A 16837-nucleotide genomic window follows, 5' to 3' on the forward strand; every position below is an offset into this window, starting at 1 on the left:
CTTTCCTATCAATAAGCTCCATCTCTTTTTAAAACCACATTAATAGTCTTAAACAAGATTGCAATATCATTCCAAAGTGACCAATTTTTCACATACCAGGAATCAAAATAAACGCGAGTGCTATAATCTACATCATTACGACCACTTACTTGCCATAACCCTGTCATTCCTGGTTTAGCCATAAGGTAATACTCAACATCATCCTGATAACGTTCTAACTCCTCAGCTACAATAGGGCGAGGACCAACTAAACTCATTTCACCTTTTAAAACATTAAAGAGTTGAGGTAATTCATCTAAACTTGTCTTACGAATAAAAGCACCAATTTTAGTAATACGGGGATCATTCTTTAATTTAAAATCTTTTTCCCATTCTGCTTTCGCTTCAGGATCTGTTCTTAGCAATTCATCTAGCACTTCTTTAGAGTTCACTACCATTGATCTAAATTTTAAGCAGTTAAACGTCTTTCCATTACGACCAATTCTAGGATGTCCATAAATAGCATTTCCACCATCTTTTTTTACTGAAAAATAAAGATAAAGCAATACAGGAGAAAGCAAAGTAATAATGGCTAAAGAACCGGCAATATCCATTGTTCTTTTTAGAATACGAGAGGAACGTTTTGCAAGATTATTATTGACTCTCAACAGCAACATTTCATGGCTGAATAAGAAAGACATATCTGTACCATACAATGGTATTCCCCTAATATTAGGAATAACCGAAACTGAACGACATTTATTCGAAGCTAAATATCTCAACCAAGAATCCAGCAATATCTCGTCATCTAAAGCTAATATGAACTGAACTGTCTTAGGATCTAGTTGCAGAAGTGAAATAATATCCTTATTCTTTGCATCAATGACTTTAATTTCATCTATACCATCTTCTGGAATAAGATCCGATAAAACAAAATAGCACAGACTAAAACCTAAATAAGATTCATCAGCTAATGCTTTATATACATCTTTAGCATTTCGCCCACTACCAATAATAACGGTATCTTTTTGGTATAAATTTAATTTTAAAAGTAATTTTTTTAAACAAATTCTAACTATAGGTACTAAAACTACTGCTCCAAACCAAGTTAACACCCACAATGTTCTAGATACATAAAGTTTGGAGAAAGCTATAATTGCTAGCTCTATAATAAAAAATATAACCAAAGTTCGAAGTATTTCTTTAAGCTCAAACCAAAAAGGTTTTCTATATGTGTAGTGGCGTAAACGAATCCAAAACCAGCATACACAGCCAAGAGAAATCACTAGATGAATAAAAATATACTCATCCACCTCCTCTTTTGGGAAAAGAGGCTGATTGCTATTAATTAAAGGTAATAACATCAATGAAATAAAAAAAGAGGAAAAAAAAGCAAAAAAATCACCAAACCAAAGAAATATTTTTGATAATGTTATTCTATGCATATCACTCCTTATCTAATCTAAATCTTTAGCTACACATCCCAAGGCTTCAGCAATAATATTATGCATATCAAAATATTTATACTGAGCTAAACGACCTCCAAAAATAACATTTGATACATTATCTGCTAATGCTTTATATTTTGAATATAATTCGTTATTACGCTGATCATTAATTGGGTAATAAGGTTCATCTCCCTCTTGATATTCTTTTGAATACTCACGTGTAATCACTGTCTTATCTTGCATACCATATTCAAAGTGCTTATGTTCAATTATACGTGTATAAGGGACTTCATTTTCAGTATAGTTCACAACTGCATTACCTTGATAATTTGGCATATCTAATACTTCATTATCAAAATTCAAACTTCGATATTCTAATTTACCGAATTGATACCCAAAGTACTCATCAATCATTCCTGTAAACACGATTTTATCAGCTATACTTTCGTAATATTCACGACCTGCAAAAAAATCTACACTCAGTTTAACCTCAATACCGTCTAACATTTTTTCAAAAATCTCTGTGTATCCACCAATAGGAATACCTTGATAAGTATCATAGAAATAGTTGTTATCGTAGGTATAACGCACAGGTAAACGTTTAATAATAAATGCAGGAAGTTCCGTACATTTACGCCCCCATTGTTTTTCTGTATAACCTTTGATTAATTTTTCGTAAATATCACGACCAACAAGTGAAATCGCTTGCTCTTCTAAATTTTTAGGAGCCGCAATATTTTCTTTTGTAATCTGTTCTTTGATTTTTTCCTCTGCTTCTTGTGGAGTAATTACCCCCCACATTTTATTGAAGGTTAGCATATTGAATGGCAAGCTATAGAGTTCATCTTTATAGCGTGCAACGGGTGAATTGGTAAAACGGTTAAATTCAGCAAATTGTTGAATATAGTTCCAAACTACTTTATTACTAGTATGGAAAATATGCGCACCATATTTATGCACATTGATACCTTCGATATTTTGGGTATAGCAGTTTCCACCAATGTGATCTCGTTTTTCGATCACTAAACATTTTTTACCACGTTTAGCTGCCTCATGAGCAAAGATTGATCCGAAAAGACCAGCTCCAACAATAAGATAATCATATTTTTTCATTTTATTATTCCTGTAATTCCCAACTGCTAATCATGCGTTTAAACATATTCTCAAGATCCGTTTCTGGTTGCCAACCTAATGCTTTAAGTTTATCTGAATTTAATTTTAATTTAACATCTGGAGCATATCCCAGACTACCTAAATTTTCAGGAATATGAACTTCTGCTTTAATTTGATTATTACCAATTTTATCTGCAACCATTTTTGCCATATTTAAAATAGTGCTATGATTGCGAGCAACATTATAACTTTGACCTTTCTCGCCTTTTTGCAAAAGCAAAAAAATACCATACACCGCATCTGCTGTATAACAATAATTACCTTCAGATTGCCCCATAGTATGTAAAATAATATCCATTTTATTGAGTGCACTTTTTGCAAATTGTGCAAATACACGGTTATCAGAAAGAGGTACACCTGCTCCAAATGTTTGAGCAAGCCTTGCACTACACACATTCAGATTATATTGCACTACATAAGCATTGCATAGTGTCTCGCAAACTCGCTTACTTTCAGGGTAGCAACTACGTGGTTTACTAAGATCAATATAACCTAATTTATCTTCAGTAACATTAGTATAATCATCCGTAACCTGACCATAATATTCCATTGAAGAAATATAAACCATCTTACAACTTGGATGTGCCTTCACATATTCCAGTAAATTCCTTGTACTTTCAAATGCGGTTAATAGTACACCTGTTGGATTTTCTACCATTTCTTTTGAAGCAGTAATACTTGCAGCATGTACAATAAAGTCAATATTTTGATCAAAATATAAGGGCGATAACAAACTATCTGTCACAAATATTAAACTTTCATTTGAAAAATCAGCAAACGTATCTGTTGCTTTTTCTAAATTTCGGACACTAGCTAAAACTGTAATCTGAGCATTTAATACCTGGTTAGCATATAGCATGCTTTTTACGATTAAGGAGCCAACAAGACCTGTCGCGCCAGTGACTAATACTGTTGAACGATTAAATTTTCCTTCTTTGAAAACCTTATCTGAAAGAAATTCTAAATCTTCTTTTAAAACTAGATCTTTCATTATTTTTTCTCATCACCACGTTTAAAACCATAAAGTTGCTCATCTTCTTCTAAAGAGAACATAGCCTTAGCTAAATAAAAGTCCTCTTGCGTTGTGATCTTAATATTTTCAGAACCGCATTCCACAATATTAAAGTCCGATTCAGGGAAATAATGTTTTACAATTGCACAAGAATCTACAAAAGAAAAATTATTGTCTTCGATAGCTTTTTTGTGTGCTAATTTTAACAAAGACACATCAAAAGTTTGCGGTGCACGTGCTATATAAGAAATATCACGTTTAAGCACACCGTTAATTTTATTATCCTCAACAGAGACTAAAGTTTCTTTTGCTTTTACACATGTAATAGCAATTTTATTGACCTTTGCAGTTTCAATATTTTCTTTGATAAGGTGACTAGAAATAAATGGGCGAACACCATCATGGATCAATACAATACCATCACGAATTTCTTTCAATCCGTTATAAATAGACTGCTGCCCGGTTTCACCGCCTGTAACCACTTTCTTAACTTTAGTAATACGATATTTTTCTAATAAACATTGCAAATATCTTTCCCACCCTTGCAAAATCACAACAATGATTTCATCAATTTCATTGCAATTTTCAAAAACTTCTAGGGTATGAATAATCACTGGCTTACCATAAATTTTTAAAAACTGCTTTGGCAATACCTTAGAATTCATACGAGACCCTGTTCCGCCTGCAAAAATCACTGCCGAATTCATATCCATCTCCTAATTCTTAGTTAATTTTGATCTAATTTGATTTAGAATAGTTAAAATAAAAGGCTCTTTAGACAGTAGCAAAACACCGAAATAACAAATAAAAAACAGGCTCGCGCTTACTAAAAACACAATAATTTCATTATAATTCAGTTTTATATTCAACCATATTGATACACTAATAGCCAAGACTAATGCCATAATGATCCGCATATAACTGACGCCACCAAATAGCACTTGAGAATAAGCTCTTAATATATAAATCTGGTAGATTAAAATACTCGCCTCAGAGATCATTACAGAAACTGCCGCACCGATTGCTCCGTATTCTGGAATTAAGATTAAATTAAGCAGCATATTGATTACAGCAGCAATTACCACGGAATAGCATAGATATTTTTCCTTCTTCAGTGGAATAAGCATCTGAATCCCTGTTAAATTAGATAATCCCACAATAAAAATAATTAACGCTAATACTTGCAGCGGAACAATCGAACCTGAATACGCAGAACCAGCCAAAATCAAAACTGATGGTTTTGCAAATAAAATACAAAAGACAACCAAAGGAAGCGATAAGATAAAAATAAATTGTGTTGATTTTGATAAAATATCATTAAACTTATCCCACATATTATTTTCAATATAATAACTTAATCTTGGTAATAAAACGGCACCTAACGAAGTAACAATACTCACCATCACATCTTTTATGCGATATGCTGCATTATAATAACCAACTTCTTCATTCCCTTGTATAAAACCAAGCAATGCCACACTTACATTTACATAAAAAGCGACTGCAATCGTAGTAATAAAAAAAGTCATCATTGGCTTAAGATGGCGTTTAAAGTCATAATTTGAGAAATATTTAATTGTTATTATTTTCCGCAAATTATATAAATTTACAACACTTGAACCAACAGTCGCAAAAATAATTATAAATGCATAAGCACTATAATCCTCTTCAGTTTTAACACACGTGAAAACAAGAACAAAAGCAATTAATTTAAAAATAATGGAACGGATAGTAATATAAAAATACTGCTCAATTCCTTTATATAGCCATTCCACTCCCACAATTGTGAATAGAATATTTAAACCCGAAATTAAAAAAAGTGTTTTCTCCACCTTCAATTCAGGAACAAAAACAATTCCTAAAAAATAGACAACGTAGACAAAACTCATCAATATCATATTGATGAGTAATATTTCTTGCACTGTTTTTGATAATTTTTCTTTATCATCCCGTACTTGAGCACAAGCTCTAATACCATAATTAGCCACACCAAAAGCTGCAAAAATGCTAAAATAAGAAACGATAGAATAAGCAAATGCAACTTTCCCTGTTCCAATAGGGCTTAGCACCCTAGAAACATAAGGAAACGTAATTAACGGAAATAAAAAGTTTGAAACCGTTAATAACATATTCATTGCAAAGTTAAATTTAACTGAGTGAATTTTCATTATTTATCTAAATATATTCTCCCTATATTTATTTAACCCATAATAACCCAAGCAAAGTAAGAATGGATTAAATTCAGGAGACAGTAATTGAGGATCAGTAATCGAATGTGCAAATAAAAGAATTAACACCAAACCAAAATATTTATCATTATGTTTAACAACTCTTATTCCAATTCTTGTATAACCTATACACACTAAAGCAAAAATAATTGCTCCATAAACCAATAATAACTGAACATAAGCAGAATCAATATAAAAGAACTTATTTGTTTCGGTAGCCTCTAACATTGTTGTAAACTCAACAAAACTGCCAAAAGGCTGAATACCATATAATTCGAACCCCCAATGCCCTAACGCTAAACGTCCACTAAACATAGTATTTAACTTGCCCATCCACTCAAGTTCTGGATTATATGTATATTGAAAATATATGGCTATTGCGGAAAAAATAATAAAACTATATTTTGTAAATAATTTATATAACTTACCAAACATCAGCGTAGAGTAATTAGTTTTTAAATATTTAACAAATAACATTGCAATACAAGAAAGAATGACTAATCCAAATGATGCTTTCGTATCTGTAAATACATAAATAGGATAATTCAATAATAAAATTACTAACAACTCTAGAAAGGTAACTTTTTCTTTTCTTATAAAAAACCAACATAACACCAAATGAAAATAGTAATTCGGTAAAAAAGTTGGAAACCGATAGCCTAATAAATAACGATATGTGCCATCTTCACGAAATAGATTTAAATAAGTTTCAGGATAAAGATTAAAAAGATATGTAAATAAAATAAATAACATTCCTGAAAACGTTGCTAATAAGAATGTTTTCATTACTTTAGAAAATGGAATATTACGACATAGAATAATAAAAAGATAAATCAATACACCTTTTTTAAAATGCATATAACCTATAAAAAATATGATAGTTATTAACAGATCTAAAAATGAAGCCCTGTTAAACGAATAACCTATTACAACATAAGCAAGCAATAAAAACATTACACCTGCATTAAATGATTTAAGCAAGAGCTCACCATCAAACAATGTGAAATATTGACTACCACTGATATGAATAAAAAACACCCATAAAAAGTAAGCCAACAAAAATACGTACGTCGATATCCTCTTATTAGAATTAACCATCAAGAATTCCTATTTAAGCTTAGCAAAAATAATAGGTAAATTCGCTTTTAAATACTTTATTATATTACCTAGAACTACTAACAACCAAGAAAATTTAGTTGAAAAAAGAGGCTTAATTAACTTCATTTTCCCTGTTATTAGCTCTAAGCGTTCTAAAAAATAAGTATATTTTGAATCAGATAGTACCGATCTAACCCATTGAATCTGATTAAAAAATGTCAAACCTGAAATTTTGTTTGCATTTCTTTCTATTGCAGAAAGAAAATATCGAACAAAACGATTTACTAGTAATGCTTCAACATTTCTATCTATGCCATATTTATTTCCTATCAACGCTTTAAATTTAAAAAGCGTATCCATATGAATATCAAAATACTCTCTAACAAATTTATTTGTTAAACTTCCATTATTACGTTTCTTATAAAAATAATACGGCTTGTTCAAAATATAAAAATCATTAATTAAGCCAAAAAATTGAATATTAAATTCAAAATCCTCTTTTAATGCAAGTGGTTTATTTTTAACATGATTTTTCAAAATAACTGATAATTTATAGAATTTATTATTAGTATAGCCAAATAAAAACGTTTTCTCTAAATTAACTAATACATTTTTAAAATCACTTTGAATATAACCAGAATATAAACTTGTTATATCTTTAGTATATTCAAGCTTACCATCTTGCTCATATTCTTCTCGCATACCACATATTAATACCGATGGAGAAATTTGCTCTAAAATATCAGCGGCTTCAGTGATGAGACTTTTATCAAATAAATCATCAGGATCAGGAAACCAAACATAATCACCTGTCGCACAGATAATACCAATATTACGACTGATTGCAGCTCCCTGATTGTTAGAATTTTCAATCAGTTTGACCCGCTCATCAGTAAAACTTCTTAAAATTTCTCTAGTGTTATCTGTTGAACAATCTTCAACAAAAATGATCTCAATATTTTGATACGGTTGAGAGAGCAATAACTGGTAAAGCTCTTCCAAATATTGAGATACATTATAACAAGCAAAAATTAAGCTAATTTTTATATTACTCATCATCAACCCATGTTTTCATGCTGTGAGTTACTTGCTTTTCTTTAGGAGGTAATTGCATATAATTACCATATAGACCAGTTAAGTAAGAATCCCAGCAACCAAAAGAATTAAATTTACCTGTTTCAAAATCAACAAGAACTGAGTTTTCAGCCTCTGATTTTAACATCCGTTCTCCTATACCATATAATCCACAACTTACTGCACCAATATACTTAGAAGATTCATAATCATAGGTTAAAGCAAGCATATTGAGATTATTTATAGCTCTCTTCTTTCCATATAACATCGCTATTGGCTTAAAAATATACTTAGCATATTTTTTTAATAGCGTTTTACCTTCGCCTAGTTTTGCATTGCATAGTTTAATAATTTGTCTATAAAATTCTGCTTTCCTATAAATTTTTCTAACTAACTGCTCATTCTCTGGCAATCCATCCATAGGCATAATATCTATCCATAAATGTTTTAAAACCTCATCTTCACTAAATTGAGAATCAATAAAGGTTTGTTTATTTACAAATTTTCCATAAGGTAATAAATAACTACCATCTTGGCTAAAGAAAAAAAACTCATATTTTTCATCCTTAAATCCCTTACTCAATTCAGCTAATTTCATAAAGTCTTTTCTAGGCATTGCAAGATCAATATCATCATCCCATGGAATAAATCCTTTATGACGAATAGCACCAAGCAATGTCCCTCCTGACAAATAATACCTTAAGTTATATTCTTCACAAATTTCAACAAATTTATAGAGAATATCTAATTCATATAACTGAATTTCTCTAGCAGTTAAATATTTCATCGTTTACTTCCTATAAATTAAATTTATTATTTTTGAAAAAAACTTATAATCCAAACAAAACAAATAAATAATTACTTTTCTAGAAAAAGAAATATCTGCACCTAGTAAAACATCCTTATTTGATTTTAAATCAGAAATTAATTTATTAATAAACTTCTTATTTTCCACTAAAATATTTGAATAGCTTTTAGATGTAGATATTTGAAAAAGAAAATTGAAATCAATTCTTGCCCTATTAATCTTTGCCCATTCTAAATACTGAGGAAGATGCTCAGATAAACTAACAACCTCATCCCATGCTGAAAACATATCAATTCCTTTTTCGGGTAAAAAAGAAGAGCTTACACTAGCCGGATTGTAAAAGTATAAATACCCGACCTTAGAAGAATAAATTATTTTTCTAGCTCTTAATATTGCCTTATATGTTCCAACAACATCTTCTGTTGTACAATTAGTAGGATACTGTCTGGTTACTAATAAAGATCGTTTATACAATTTATTCCAAGGGTAATATTCAATCGTTTGAGAACCTATTTTCATATATTTTTTTACATAGGAATCTCTATCATACTCAATTATTTCAACTTTATTTCGTTCTATCTTTGTCAGAATTTCTTTTGCTTCATATTGATCTTTGCAACGAATATATTCACAAATTGTCATATCTGCATCATATTGACTCATAAGATCGTATAGATATTGATACATTTCTGAATCAACCCAATCATCAGCATCAACGAACCCTACATAGTCCCCAGTAGCTTGTGAAATTCCAAAATTTCGTGCAGCACCTGCACCAGAATTATCTAAATGAAAAACCTTAACTCTATTATCTTGAGAACTAAAATAGTGGCAAAGTTCTAATGAGCTATCTTTAGAACCATCATCAACTAAAATTAGTTCTATATTTTTATATGTCTGTCCCAAAATAGAAAATATACAACGAGATAAGAACTTTTCAGCATTGTAAACAGGAACAATTATTGATATTTTATGACTCATCAAAAACTCTTTTCGTATTTTTTACCAAAAAATTTTGCCATTAAAAATGCGGTACCTTTCTTCAACCAATTAATTTTCTCACCATAGACAAATGAAATTGCCTTCACTTTTAATGGTTTAGATTGAGAATATTGTTTTAACCAAACATTGAATAACAACTCACTGACACGTCCATAAAAACGTGCATGGAATGTTGAATATTGTTCCGCCGGAATACGTTTTTCCAATTCAAATAAAATGGGGAATAACCAACTGCAGTAATCATTCACTAATTCTTTAGACATTATGAACATGTTAAACATGTAGCCACCACGCTGTTTCATTACCGCATCAAAACTTCCTAAAAATTCACCGCACTTTTCGGCAATAATTTCACGAGTTACATCTAAATGCTCGGCATGTAAGGTATTCGCATAATGTGAATAAAGCGTTTCAATGTAATAATTACGTTTACTTGGCACGATTACATCATATTGGCTTAATAATTGACTTGCTTCTTCGTGTGTTAAATAGAGTGTTTCTAACAGATTCTTTTTACGCTCTACACGGCTTTTTACACTAAAAAAACGGCGATAATGAATTAAACCTAAATAATCATTAGGTAAATTTTTCCACGCCCAATAAAGCCCTGTTAGCTCACAAAAATTAGGATTTTTAGCTGAAATACTATCACCAGTATTATCACCTTGGTAACCAAGTTCCTCTTTCCCTGATTTGCCCACATGTAATGGCAGATACATATCATCTAATGGCATAAAATGTTGCTTGTGTGTAGCAATAATAATTTTAATATCTTTCATATTTATGCCCTATTTGAAAATACTTCTCTACCTAAAATGATTAATGATGAAAGTACTACGCCAAAAATGAACCCTACAACAAGTAAAATCAATCTCTTAGGCCAATCACGTTGAACCGGGTAATCTGGTGAACTTAAATAATAATATCCTCTAACAGCACCTTCTTTCTCGACTTTTTTCCCTAATACATTTAATAAGTTAGCTTGTTTTTCAATATTATAATAATTTAGCGGATAGACTAAAGGTACATTTTTTAAGGTATCCACCTGAGCTTGTAAGTACTTTTCCCCCAACATAAATAAATATGAACCATCACTGAGTTTTGAATCACTAAATGGCACCTTTGCATCACCTAACAATACTTCTGGTACGCTTACATTGCCACTTAAAGATTTTGAATAATCTTTAATCCCAGCTGATTTTGCGATATCTAATGCCGTTGTAAGGTTTTCTAACTGAATTTGACGCACCATCTCTGTATCTCGTTCAATCTTGTTTTTCTGAACTTCGAATCCACTAAGCACCAAATTAATATTCGCTAGAAAGTCTTTTTTATTTTCAGCAAGCACCCATTGGTTTACAAATTGGATATAGTCTAATAATACATCCTGTGCTTCTTTTGGTGTCTCTGCAGCAAAACTAACATTCACACCAATTGAATTTGGATCTTTTTTAGGATCTGGTACGGTAACAATCAGATTTTTATCGACCAAATTAGATAATAGCTTCTGTTTAGCCTCTTCGGAATTAGTATTGTTAGTGGCATAGGTATCAAACCATTTTGATTGAGAAAAGAATGCCTCTTTCAAACTACGTGAAAATAGAGCCGTTTTAAAGTCATTAAATACTTTTTCTAAAACTTTATCTTGTGAAAAATCTTTAATATCTAGAATAGATGCATATTCACTACGGAATGATAAATAATCACCTAAATTAGCAACTTTAGGAGGAATTATTACCGATTTAGATGTCCATTGTTCTTTTGCTGTAAATGCATAAATACCAGCAATAACAGTAAAAAAACAAGCACATAATAAAATCCAAAGCTTTTTGTTCCATAATATTCTTATTAGCTCGATTAAATCTATTTCATTATTATTTTGATAATTAATATCATTCATATTTATGCCTTATTTTAATATATTTTATTTTGACGAATTCTACATAATATAACTATTATTAACAATAAAAGTTATGTAAAGATATTGTAAAGTTATAATAATAAATTCATAAGAAAAATGCGGCTAAAATTAGCCGCACTTCCTGTACTAATGAGATCCTTTTATTAATATTAATTAAGAATAATACATCTCAAACTCAACTGGATGTGGCGTCATATTTAAACGCTCTACTTCTTTACGTTTAATATTAATAAATGCTTCGATAAAGTCTTTAGTAAACACCCCACCTTGCGTTAAAAATTCATAATCTTTTTCTAATGAATTCAATGCTTCTTCTAACGAGCTTGCGACTGCTGGAATATCTTTTAATTCTTCAGGTGGAAGATCGTAAAGATTTTTATCCATTGCATCGCCTGGATGAATTTTGTTCACCACACCATCAAGACCTGCCATTAATAATGCAGCGAAAGCCAGATATGGGTTCGCCATCGGATCTGGGAAACGCGCTTCAATACGGATTGCTTTCGGGCTGGTTACGGCTGGGATACGAATTGACGCAGAACGGTTACTTGCCGAGTAAGCTAATAAAACTGGTGCTTCAAAACCTGGCACTAAACGTTTATATGAGTTAGTACTTGGGTTAGTGAACGCATTTAATGCTTTAGCATGCTTAATGATACCGCCGATGTAATAAAGCGCAGTTTCAGAAAGACCTGCATACTTATCACCTTGGAAAATGTTTTTGCCATCTTTGCTTAATGACATATTACAGTGCATACCTGAACCATTATCACCTGTGATTGGTTTCGGCATAAAGCAAGCGGTTTTACCGTGTTCTAATGCAACGTTTTGCACCACATATTTATAGATTTGTGTTTCATCTGCTTTTAAGGTTAAGCTGTTGAATTTCGTTGCAATTTCGTTTTGACCTGCTGTTGCCACTTCATGGTGGTGAGCTTCGATGACTAAGCCCATCTCTTCTAAAATCAAACACATTTCAGAGCGAATATCATGAGCCGTATCAATTGGCGCCACCGCACAATAACCACCTTTCTTCAATGGACGATAAGCATTGTTACCGCCTTCATATTTTTTATTGGTGTTCCAAGCGGCTTCAATATCATCAATTGCGAAAGAAGCACGATTCATTGATACATCAAAACGTACATCATCAAATAAGAAAAACTCTGGTTCTGGACCAAAGAATGCCTGATCTGCAACGCCTGTCGAACGCATATAGTTTTCTGCACGAATAGCGATTGAACGCGGATCACGATCATAGCTTTGCATGGTTGTTGGTTCATAAACGCTACAACGAATTGAAAGTGTTGGGATCTGCGCAAATGGATCGACTACTGCTGTTTCAGCAATAGGCATTAAAAGCATATCGGCTTTGTTAATGGTTTTCCAACCTTCAACAGAAGAGCCATCGAACATTTTGCCATCTTCAAACATATCTTCATCGACAAGGCTAACGGGGATGGAAACACCGTGTTCTTTACCTTTGATGTCGGTGAAACGAAGTAGCGCGAACTTAATATCGTTCTCTTCGATCAGTTTGAATACGTTGGCAATTGCATTTGCATTTGGCATAAGAAGTCCTCTATTTTGCTATGTGTATAATCTTTACAAAAATGAAGGTGGCATTATAACGTAACCACTTACCTTTTTCATGGGATTTATTTTATCACCCAGCATAGCAGATCAACGAAATATCGTGTATAATTTTTGCCCTTTCAACATTCTCTTGTAGGGTGAGTTCTACTCACTAATTTAAACTACTTGGACTATTCGGTGGTATTAAAACTCCACCTTATAAAACTTAAACTTTAAGAAAGTAATAAATGAAAAACGACATTGATATTAACAAATTGCGCAATATCGCAATTATCGCTCACGTTGACCATGGTAAAACCACCCTCGTTGACAAACTTCTTCAACAATCTGGTACATTTGAATCCACTCGTGGTGATGTTGATGAACGCGTAATGGACTCAAACGATCTCGAAAAAGAACGTGGCATTACCATTCTTGCAAAAAATACCGCAATTAACTGGAATGGTTATCGCATTAACATCGTAGACACCCCAGGACACGCCGACTTCGGTGGTGAAGTAGAACGTGTGCTTTCTATGGTGGATTCTGTACTTTTAGTGGTAGATGCCTTTGATGGTCCAATGCCACAAACGCGTTTCGTAACCCAAAAAGCCTTTGCTCACGGTTTAAAACCAATTGTAGTTATCAACAAAGTTGACCGTCCAGGCGCACGTCCTGATTGGGTGGTGGATCAAGTATTCGATTTATTCGTTAACCTTGGCGCAACCGATGAGCAATTAGACTTCCCTATTATCTATGCTTCTGCATTAAATGGTGTAGCGGGTCTTGAACACGAAGAATTAGCGGAAGATATGACGCCGTTATTTGAAGCGATCGTTCAACACGTAGAACCGCCAAAAGTGGAACTTGATGCACCATTCCAAATGCAAATCTCCCAACTAGACTATAACAGCTATGTGGGTGTTATCGGTATCGGTCGTATTAAACGTGGCGCTATCAAACCAAATCAACCTGTGACTATCATTGATGGCGAAGGTAAAACTCGTCAAGTCCGTGTAGGTCAAGTATTAGGTCACCTCGGTTTACAACGTTATGAAGAAGATGTTGCTTACGCAGGAGACATCATTGCCATTACCGGTTTAGGTGAATTAAATATCTCGGATACCATTTGTGATATCAACGCTGTTGAAGCCTTACCTTCATTAACTGTTGATGAACCAACTGTAACCATGTTCTTCTGTGTAAATACTTCACCTTTTGCAGGTCAAGAAGGTAAATATGTGACTTCTCGCCAAATTCTTGAACGTTTAAACAAAGAATTAGTTCACAACGTGGCATTACGCGTAGAAGAAACACCAAACCCAGATGAATTCCGTGTTTCTGGTCGTGGTGAATTACACCTTTCTGTATTAATTGAAAATATGCGTCGTGAAGGTTATGAGCTTGCAGTTTCTCGTCCTAAAGTAATCTATCGTCAAATCGACGGTAGAAAACAAGAGCCTTACGAACAAGTGACTATCGACGTAGAAGAACAACACCAAGGTTCTGTCATGGAAGCATTAGGTATTCGTAAAGGTGAAGTTCGCGATATGATGCCAGATGGAAAAGGCCGTGTTCGTTTAGAATACATCATCCCAAGCCGTGGCTTGATCGGTTTCCGTGGTGAATTTATGACTATGACGTCAGGTACCGGTTTGCTTTACTCTAGTTTCGATCACTACGATGACATCAAACCTGGTGAAATCGGCCAACGTAAAAACGGTGTATTAATTTCTAACGCAACAGGTAAAGCACTTGCTTATGCGCTATTTGGTTTACAAGAGCGTGGTAAATTAATGATCGAAGCCAACGTAGAAGTTTACGAGGGTCAAATTATCGGTATTCACAGCCGTACAAACGACTTAACCGTTAACTGTTTACAAGGTAAAAAACTCACTAACATGCGTGCATCAGGTAAAGATGATGCAATCGTCTTAACCACACCGGTGAAATTTACACTTGAACAAGCCATCGAGTTTATCGATGATGACGAGTTAGTGGAAGTGACACCTGAATCGATCCGTATCCGTAAAAAACTCTTAACGGAAAACGATCGTAAACGTGCAAACCGTACGACAACCAGCACGAGTACTCACTAACAAAAATGGGATCATTAAGATCCCATTTTTATTTTCCTAAATCCATCATAAAGTTTTATGAAAATTATATATGAGGTGTAAATTCGTTATTTTCACCTCGTAGTAACGACATCAATTTAGGATGAATAAATAATTTATCTCTTCCCAAAGATATCTCACTCAAAACACCTATATCACAAAGCTCTTTTAAGTATTTAGAAGCATATAGCTTATGAACTACTAGAACCGCTATTTTATTAAGGTTTATAGATAAACTCTATGCCTTCATCATCTTCTTCGGTCCAATCATCATCCCAATCTTCATCATCAAATTGATGCTCAGCTAGTTGTTCTTGATGATAATCTTCCCATTTGAATTTTACTTCTTCAGGTGCAACTTGTTGTATTTCAGCTTCGCGTGGATTCGCTATGATAAAGTCCATAATATCACGACAAAGTAGTGGAACATTTTTCCCTGTTGCAGCTGAAATTAGGTAATAATCTTCTTCCCAACCCAATTGTTCAGTAATTTCTCGAGCCTGCTCTTCAGCTTCTTCATCGCTCATCGTATCAATTTTATTGAATACTAACCAACGTGGTTTTTCTGATAATTTTTCACTGTATTGAAAAAGTTCAGATTCAATAATAGCAACATTATCTGCAGGATTAGAACCATCAATTGGAGCAATATCGACTAAATGAATAAGCACTCTACAACGTTCTAGATGTTTTAAAAAGCGAATTCCTAGCCCTGCACCATCTGATGCGCCCTCAATTAATCCTGGAATATCGGCGACTACGAAACTGTGTGAGTCGTCCACTTTCACAACACCGAGACTTGGCACTAAGGTAGTAAATGGATAATCTGCAACTTTTGGTTTGGCTGCTGAAACGGCACGAATAAAAGTGGATTTACCAGCATTAGGTAAACCGAGCATTCCCACATCAGCAAGTAGCATTAATTCCAATAATAAATCTCGTTTTTCGCCCGGTGTTCCCATTGTTTTTTGACGCGGTGCACGGTTTACCGATGATTTGAAACGGGTATTCCCTAAACCGTGATAACCACCTTTGGCTACCAACATTTTTTGACCGTGTTGGGTTAAATCTCCCAAGGTTTCTTTAGTGTCGTTATCAATAGCGCGAGTTCCTACGGGAACAGGTAAAATAATATCTTTACCGCGACGTCCTGTACAATCTGAACTCCGTCCATTCTCTCCACGCTCTGCGGCAAAGCGTTTATTAAAGCGATAATCGATTAAGGTATTAAGGTTTTCATCCGCTTGTAAATATACATCGCCACCATCACCACCGTCGCCACCATCAGGGCCGCCTTTAGGAATAAATTTCTCTCGACGGAAACTTACACAACCGTTGCCACCATCCCCAGCCTCAATTCGAATAAGGGATTCATCAATAAATTTCATTAAAAGTTCTCCAA

15 protein-coding genes are annotated in these 16837 nt (G+C 33.3%); 1 reads left to right on the forward strand and 14 read right to left on the reverse strand.

Annotated elements, in window-relative coordinates:
* Nucleotides 1–8 precede the first annotated feature (8 nt).
* The 12 genes from wbaP to glnA form a co-directional block, all read right to left on the reverse strand.
* Complete coding sequence (wbaP, locus tag KP712_RS05815) at nt 9–1424, reverse strand: undecaprenyl-phosphate galactose phosphotransferase WbaP (protein WP_215770657.1); 1416 nt, start codon at nt 1422–1424, stop codon at nt 9–11.
* Nucleotides 1425–1436: 12 nt separating this feature from the next.
* Nucleotides 1437–2540, reverse strand: coding sequence for a UDP-galactopyranose mutase (gene glf, locus KP712_RS05820; protein WP_215770658.1), 1104 nt, complete (start codon nt 2538–2540; stop codon nt 1437–1439).
* A gap of 4 nt (nt 2541–2544) precedes the next feature.
* Nucleotides 2545–3591, reverse strand: coding sequence for an NAD(P)-dependent oxidoreductase (locus tag KP712_RS05825; RefSeq protein WP_215770659.1), 1047 nt, complete (start codon nt 3589–3591; stop codon nt 2545–2547).
* Nucleotides 3591–4307: a 2-C-methyl-D-erythritol 4-phosphate cytidylyltransferase gene (locus tag KP712_RS05830; RefSeq protein ID WP_215770660.1), complete on the reverse strand. Its 717-nt coding sequence runs from the start codon at nt 4305–4307 to the stop codon at nt 3591–3593. Before KP712_RS05830 ends, KP712_RS05825 begins: the two co-directional genes overlap by 1 nt.
* A 21-nt stretch (nt 4308–4328) precedes the next feature.
* A complete protein-coding gene (locus KP712_RS05835) occupies nt 4329–5747 on the reverse strand; it encodes a flippase (protein WP_252346411.1) in 1419 nt (472 codons plus the stop codon).
* Nucleotides 5748–5783: 36 nt separating this feature from the next.
* The gene (locus KP712_RS05840) at nt 5784–6938 is read right to left on the reverse strand and encodes a hypothetical protein (protein ID WP_215770662.1); all 1155 of its coding nucleotides are present in this window, start codon (nt 6936–6938) and stop codon (nt 5784–5786) included.
* Between the two features lie 9 nt (nt 6939–6947).
* Nucleotides 6948–7994, reverse strand: coding sequence for a glycosyltransferase family 2 protein (locus KP712_RS05845; protein ID WP_215770663.1), 1047 nt, complete (start codon nt 7992–7994; stop codon nt 6948–6950).
* Nucleotides 7987–8799, reverse strand: coding sequence for a phosphorylcholine transferase LicD (locus KP712_RS05850; protein ID WP_215770664.1), 813 nt, complete (start codon nt 8797–8799; stop codon nt 7987–7989). The genes KP712_RS05845 and KP712_RS05850 overlap by 8 nt, the downstream gene beginning before the upstream one ends.
* Before the next feature lie 3 nt (nt 8800–8802).
* Nucleotides 8803–9801, reverse strand: coding sequence for a glycosyltransferase family 2 protein (locus tag KP712_RS05855; protein ID WP_215770665.1), 999 nt, complete (start codon nt 9799–9801; stop codon nt 8803–8805).
* Nucleotides 9801–10601 carry a DUF4422 domain-containing protein gene (locus KP712_RS05860; protein ID WP_215770666.1) on the reverse strand — a complete coding sequence of 267 codons (801 nt, stop codon included), beginning with the start codon at nt 10599–10601 and terminating at the stop codon, nt 9801–9803. The genes KP712_RS05855 and KP712_RS05860 overlap by 1 nt, the downstream gene beginning before the upstream one ends.
* Before the next feature lie 2 nt (nt 10602–10603).
* Nucleotides 10604–11722 carry an LPS O-antigen chain length determinant protein WzzB gene (locus tag KP712_RS05865; RefSeq protein WP_215770667.1) on the reverse strand — a complete coding sequence of 373 codons (1119 nt, stop codon included), beginning with the start codon at nt 11720–11722 and terminating at the stop codon, nt 10604–10606.
* A gap of 174 nt (nt 11723–11896) precedes the next feature.
* On the reverse strand, nt 11897–13315 hold the full coding sequence (gene glnA, locus KP712_RS05870) for a glutamate--ammonia ligase (protein WP_215770668.1): 1419 nt from the start codon (nt 13313–13315) through the stop codon (nt 11897–11899).
* A gap of 251 nt (nt 13316–13566) precedes the next feature.
* On the opposite strand from glnA, the gene typA reads away from it, so the two are divergent.
* On the forward strand, nt 13567–15417 hold the full coding sequence (gene typA, locus KP712_RS05875) for a translational GTPase TypA (protein ID WP_215770669.1): 1851 nt from the start codon (nt 13567–13569) through the stop codon (nt 15415–15417).
* A 64-nt stretch (nt 15418–15481) separates the two neighbouring features.
* On the opposite strand, the gene KP712_RS09235 is transcribed toward typA, so the two are convergent.
* Both KP712_RS09235 and cgtA read right to left on the reverse strand, forming a co-directional pair.
* Nucleotides 15482–15664, reverse strand: a complete 183-nt coding sequence (locus tag KP712_RS09235; RefSeq protein WP_374223959.1) for a hypothetical protein — start codon at nt 15662–15664, stop codon at nt 15482–15484.
* Nucleotides 15654–16823, reverse strand: coding sequence for an Obg family GTPase CgtA (cgtA, locus tag KP712_RS05880; protein ID WP_215770670.1), 1170 nt, complete (start codon nt 16821–16823; stop codon nt 15654–15656). Before cgtA ends, KP712_RS09235 begins: the two co-directional genes overlap by 11 nt.
* Nucleotides 16824–16837 lie beyond the last annotated feature (14 nt).

Origin of the sequence: Haemophilus sp. SZY H68, assembly GCF_018829685.1 — a bacterium.
GTDB classification, from domain to species: domain Bacteria; phylum Pseudomonadota; class Gammaproteobacteria; order Enterobacterales; family Pasteurellaceae; genus Haemophilus; species Haemophilus haemolyticus_K.

Bases quoted from the DNA above. Each gene is read 5' to 3' on its own strand.
- KP712_RS05855 (WP_215770665.1), bottom strand. From the start codon at position 9,801: ATGAGTCATAAAATATCAATAATTGTTCCTGTTTACAATGCTGAAAAG.
- cgtA (WP_215770670.1), bottom strand. From the start codon at position 16,823: ATGAAATTTATTGATGAATCCCTTATTCGAATTGAGGCTGGGGATGGT.
- KP712_RS05850 (WP_215770664.1), bottom strand. From the start codon at position 8,799: ATGAAATATTTAACTGCTAGAGAAATTCAGTTATATGAATTAGATATT.
- glf (WP_215770658.1), bottom strand. From the start codon at position 2,540: ATGAAAAAATATGATTATCTTATTGTTGGAGCTGGTCTTTTCGGATCA.
- KP712_RS05825 (WP_215770659.1), bottom strand. From the start codon at position 3,591: ATGAAAGATCTAGTTTTAAAAGAAGATTTAGAATTTCTTTCAGATAAG.
- wbaP (WP_215770657.1), bottom strand. From the start codon at position 1,424: ATGCATAGAATAACATTATCAAAAATATTTCTTTGGTTTGGTGATTTT.
- KP712_RS05835 (WP_252346411.1), bottom strand. From the start codon at position 5,747: ATGAATATGTTATTAACGGTTTCAAACTTTTTATTTCCGTTAATTACG.
- typA (WP_215770669.1), top strand. From the start codon at position 13,567: ATGAAAAACGACATTGATATTAACAAATTGCGCAATATCGCAATTATC.
- KP712_RS05840 (WP_215770662.1), bottom strand. From the start codon at position 6,938: ATGGTTAATTCTAATAAGAGGATATCGACGTACGTATTTTTGTTGGCT.
- KP712_RS05865 (WP_215770667.1), bottom strand. From the start codon at position 11,722: ATGAATGATATTAATTATCAAAATAATAATGAAATAGATTTAATCGAG.
- KP712_RS05860 (WP_215770666.1), bottom strand. From the start codon at position 10,601: ATGAAAGATATTAAAATTATTATTGCTACACACAAGCAACATTTTATG.
- glnA (WP_215770668.1), bottom strand. From the start codon at position 13,315: ATGCCAAATGCAAATGCAATTGCCAACGTATTCAAACTGATCGAAGAG.
- KP712_RS05845 (WP_215770663.1), bottom strand. From the start codon at position 7,994: ATGAGTAATATAAAAATTAGCTTAATTTTTGCTTGTTATAATGTATCT.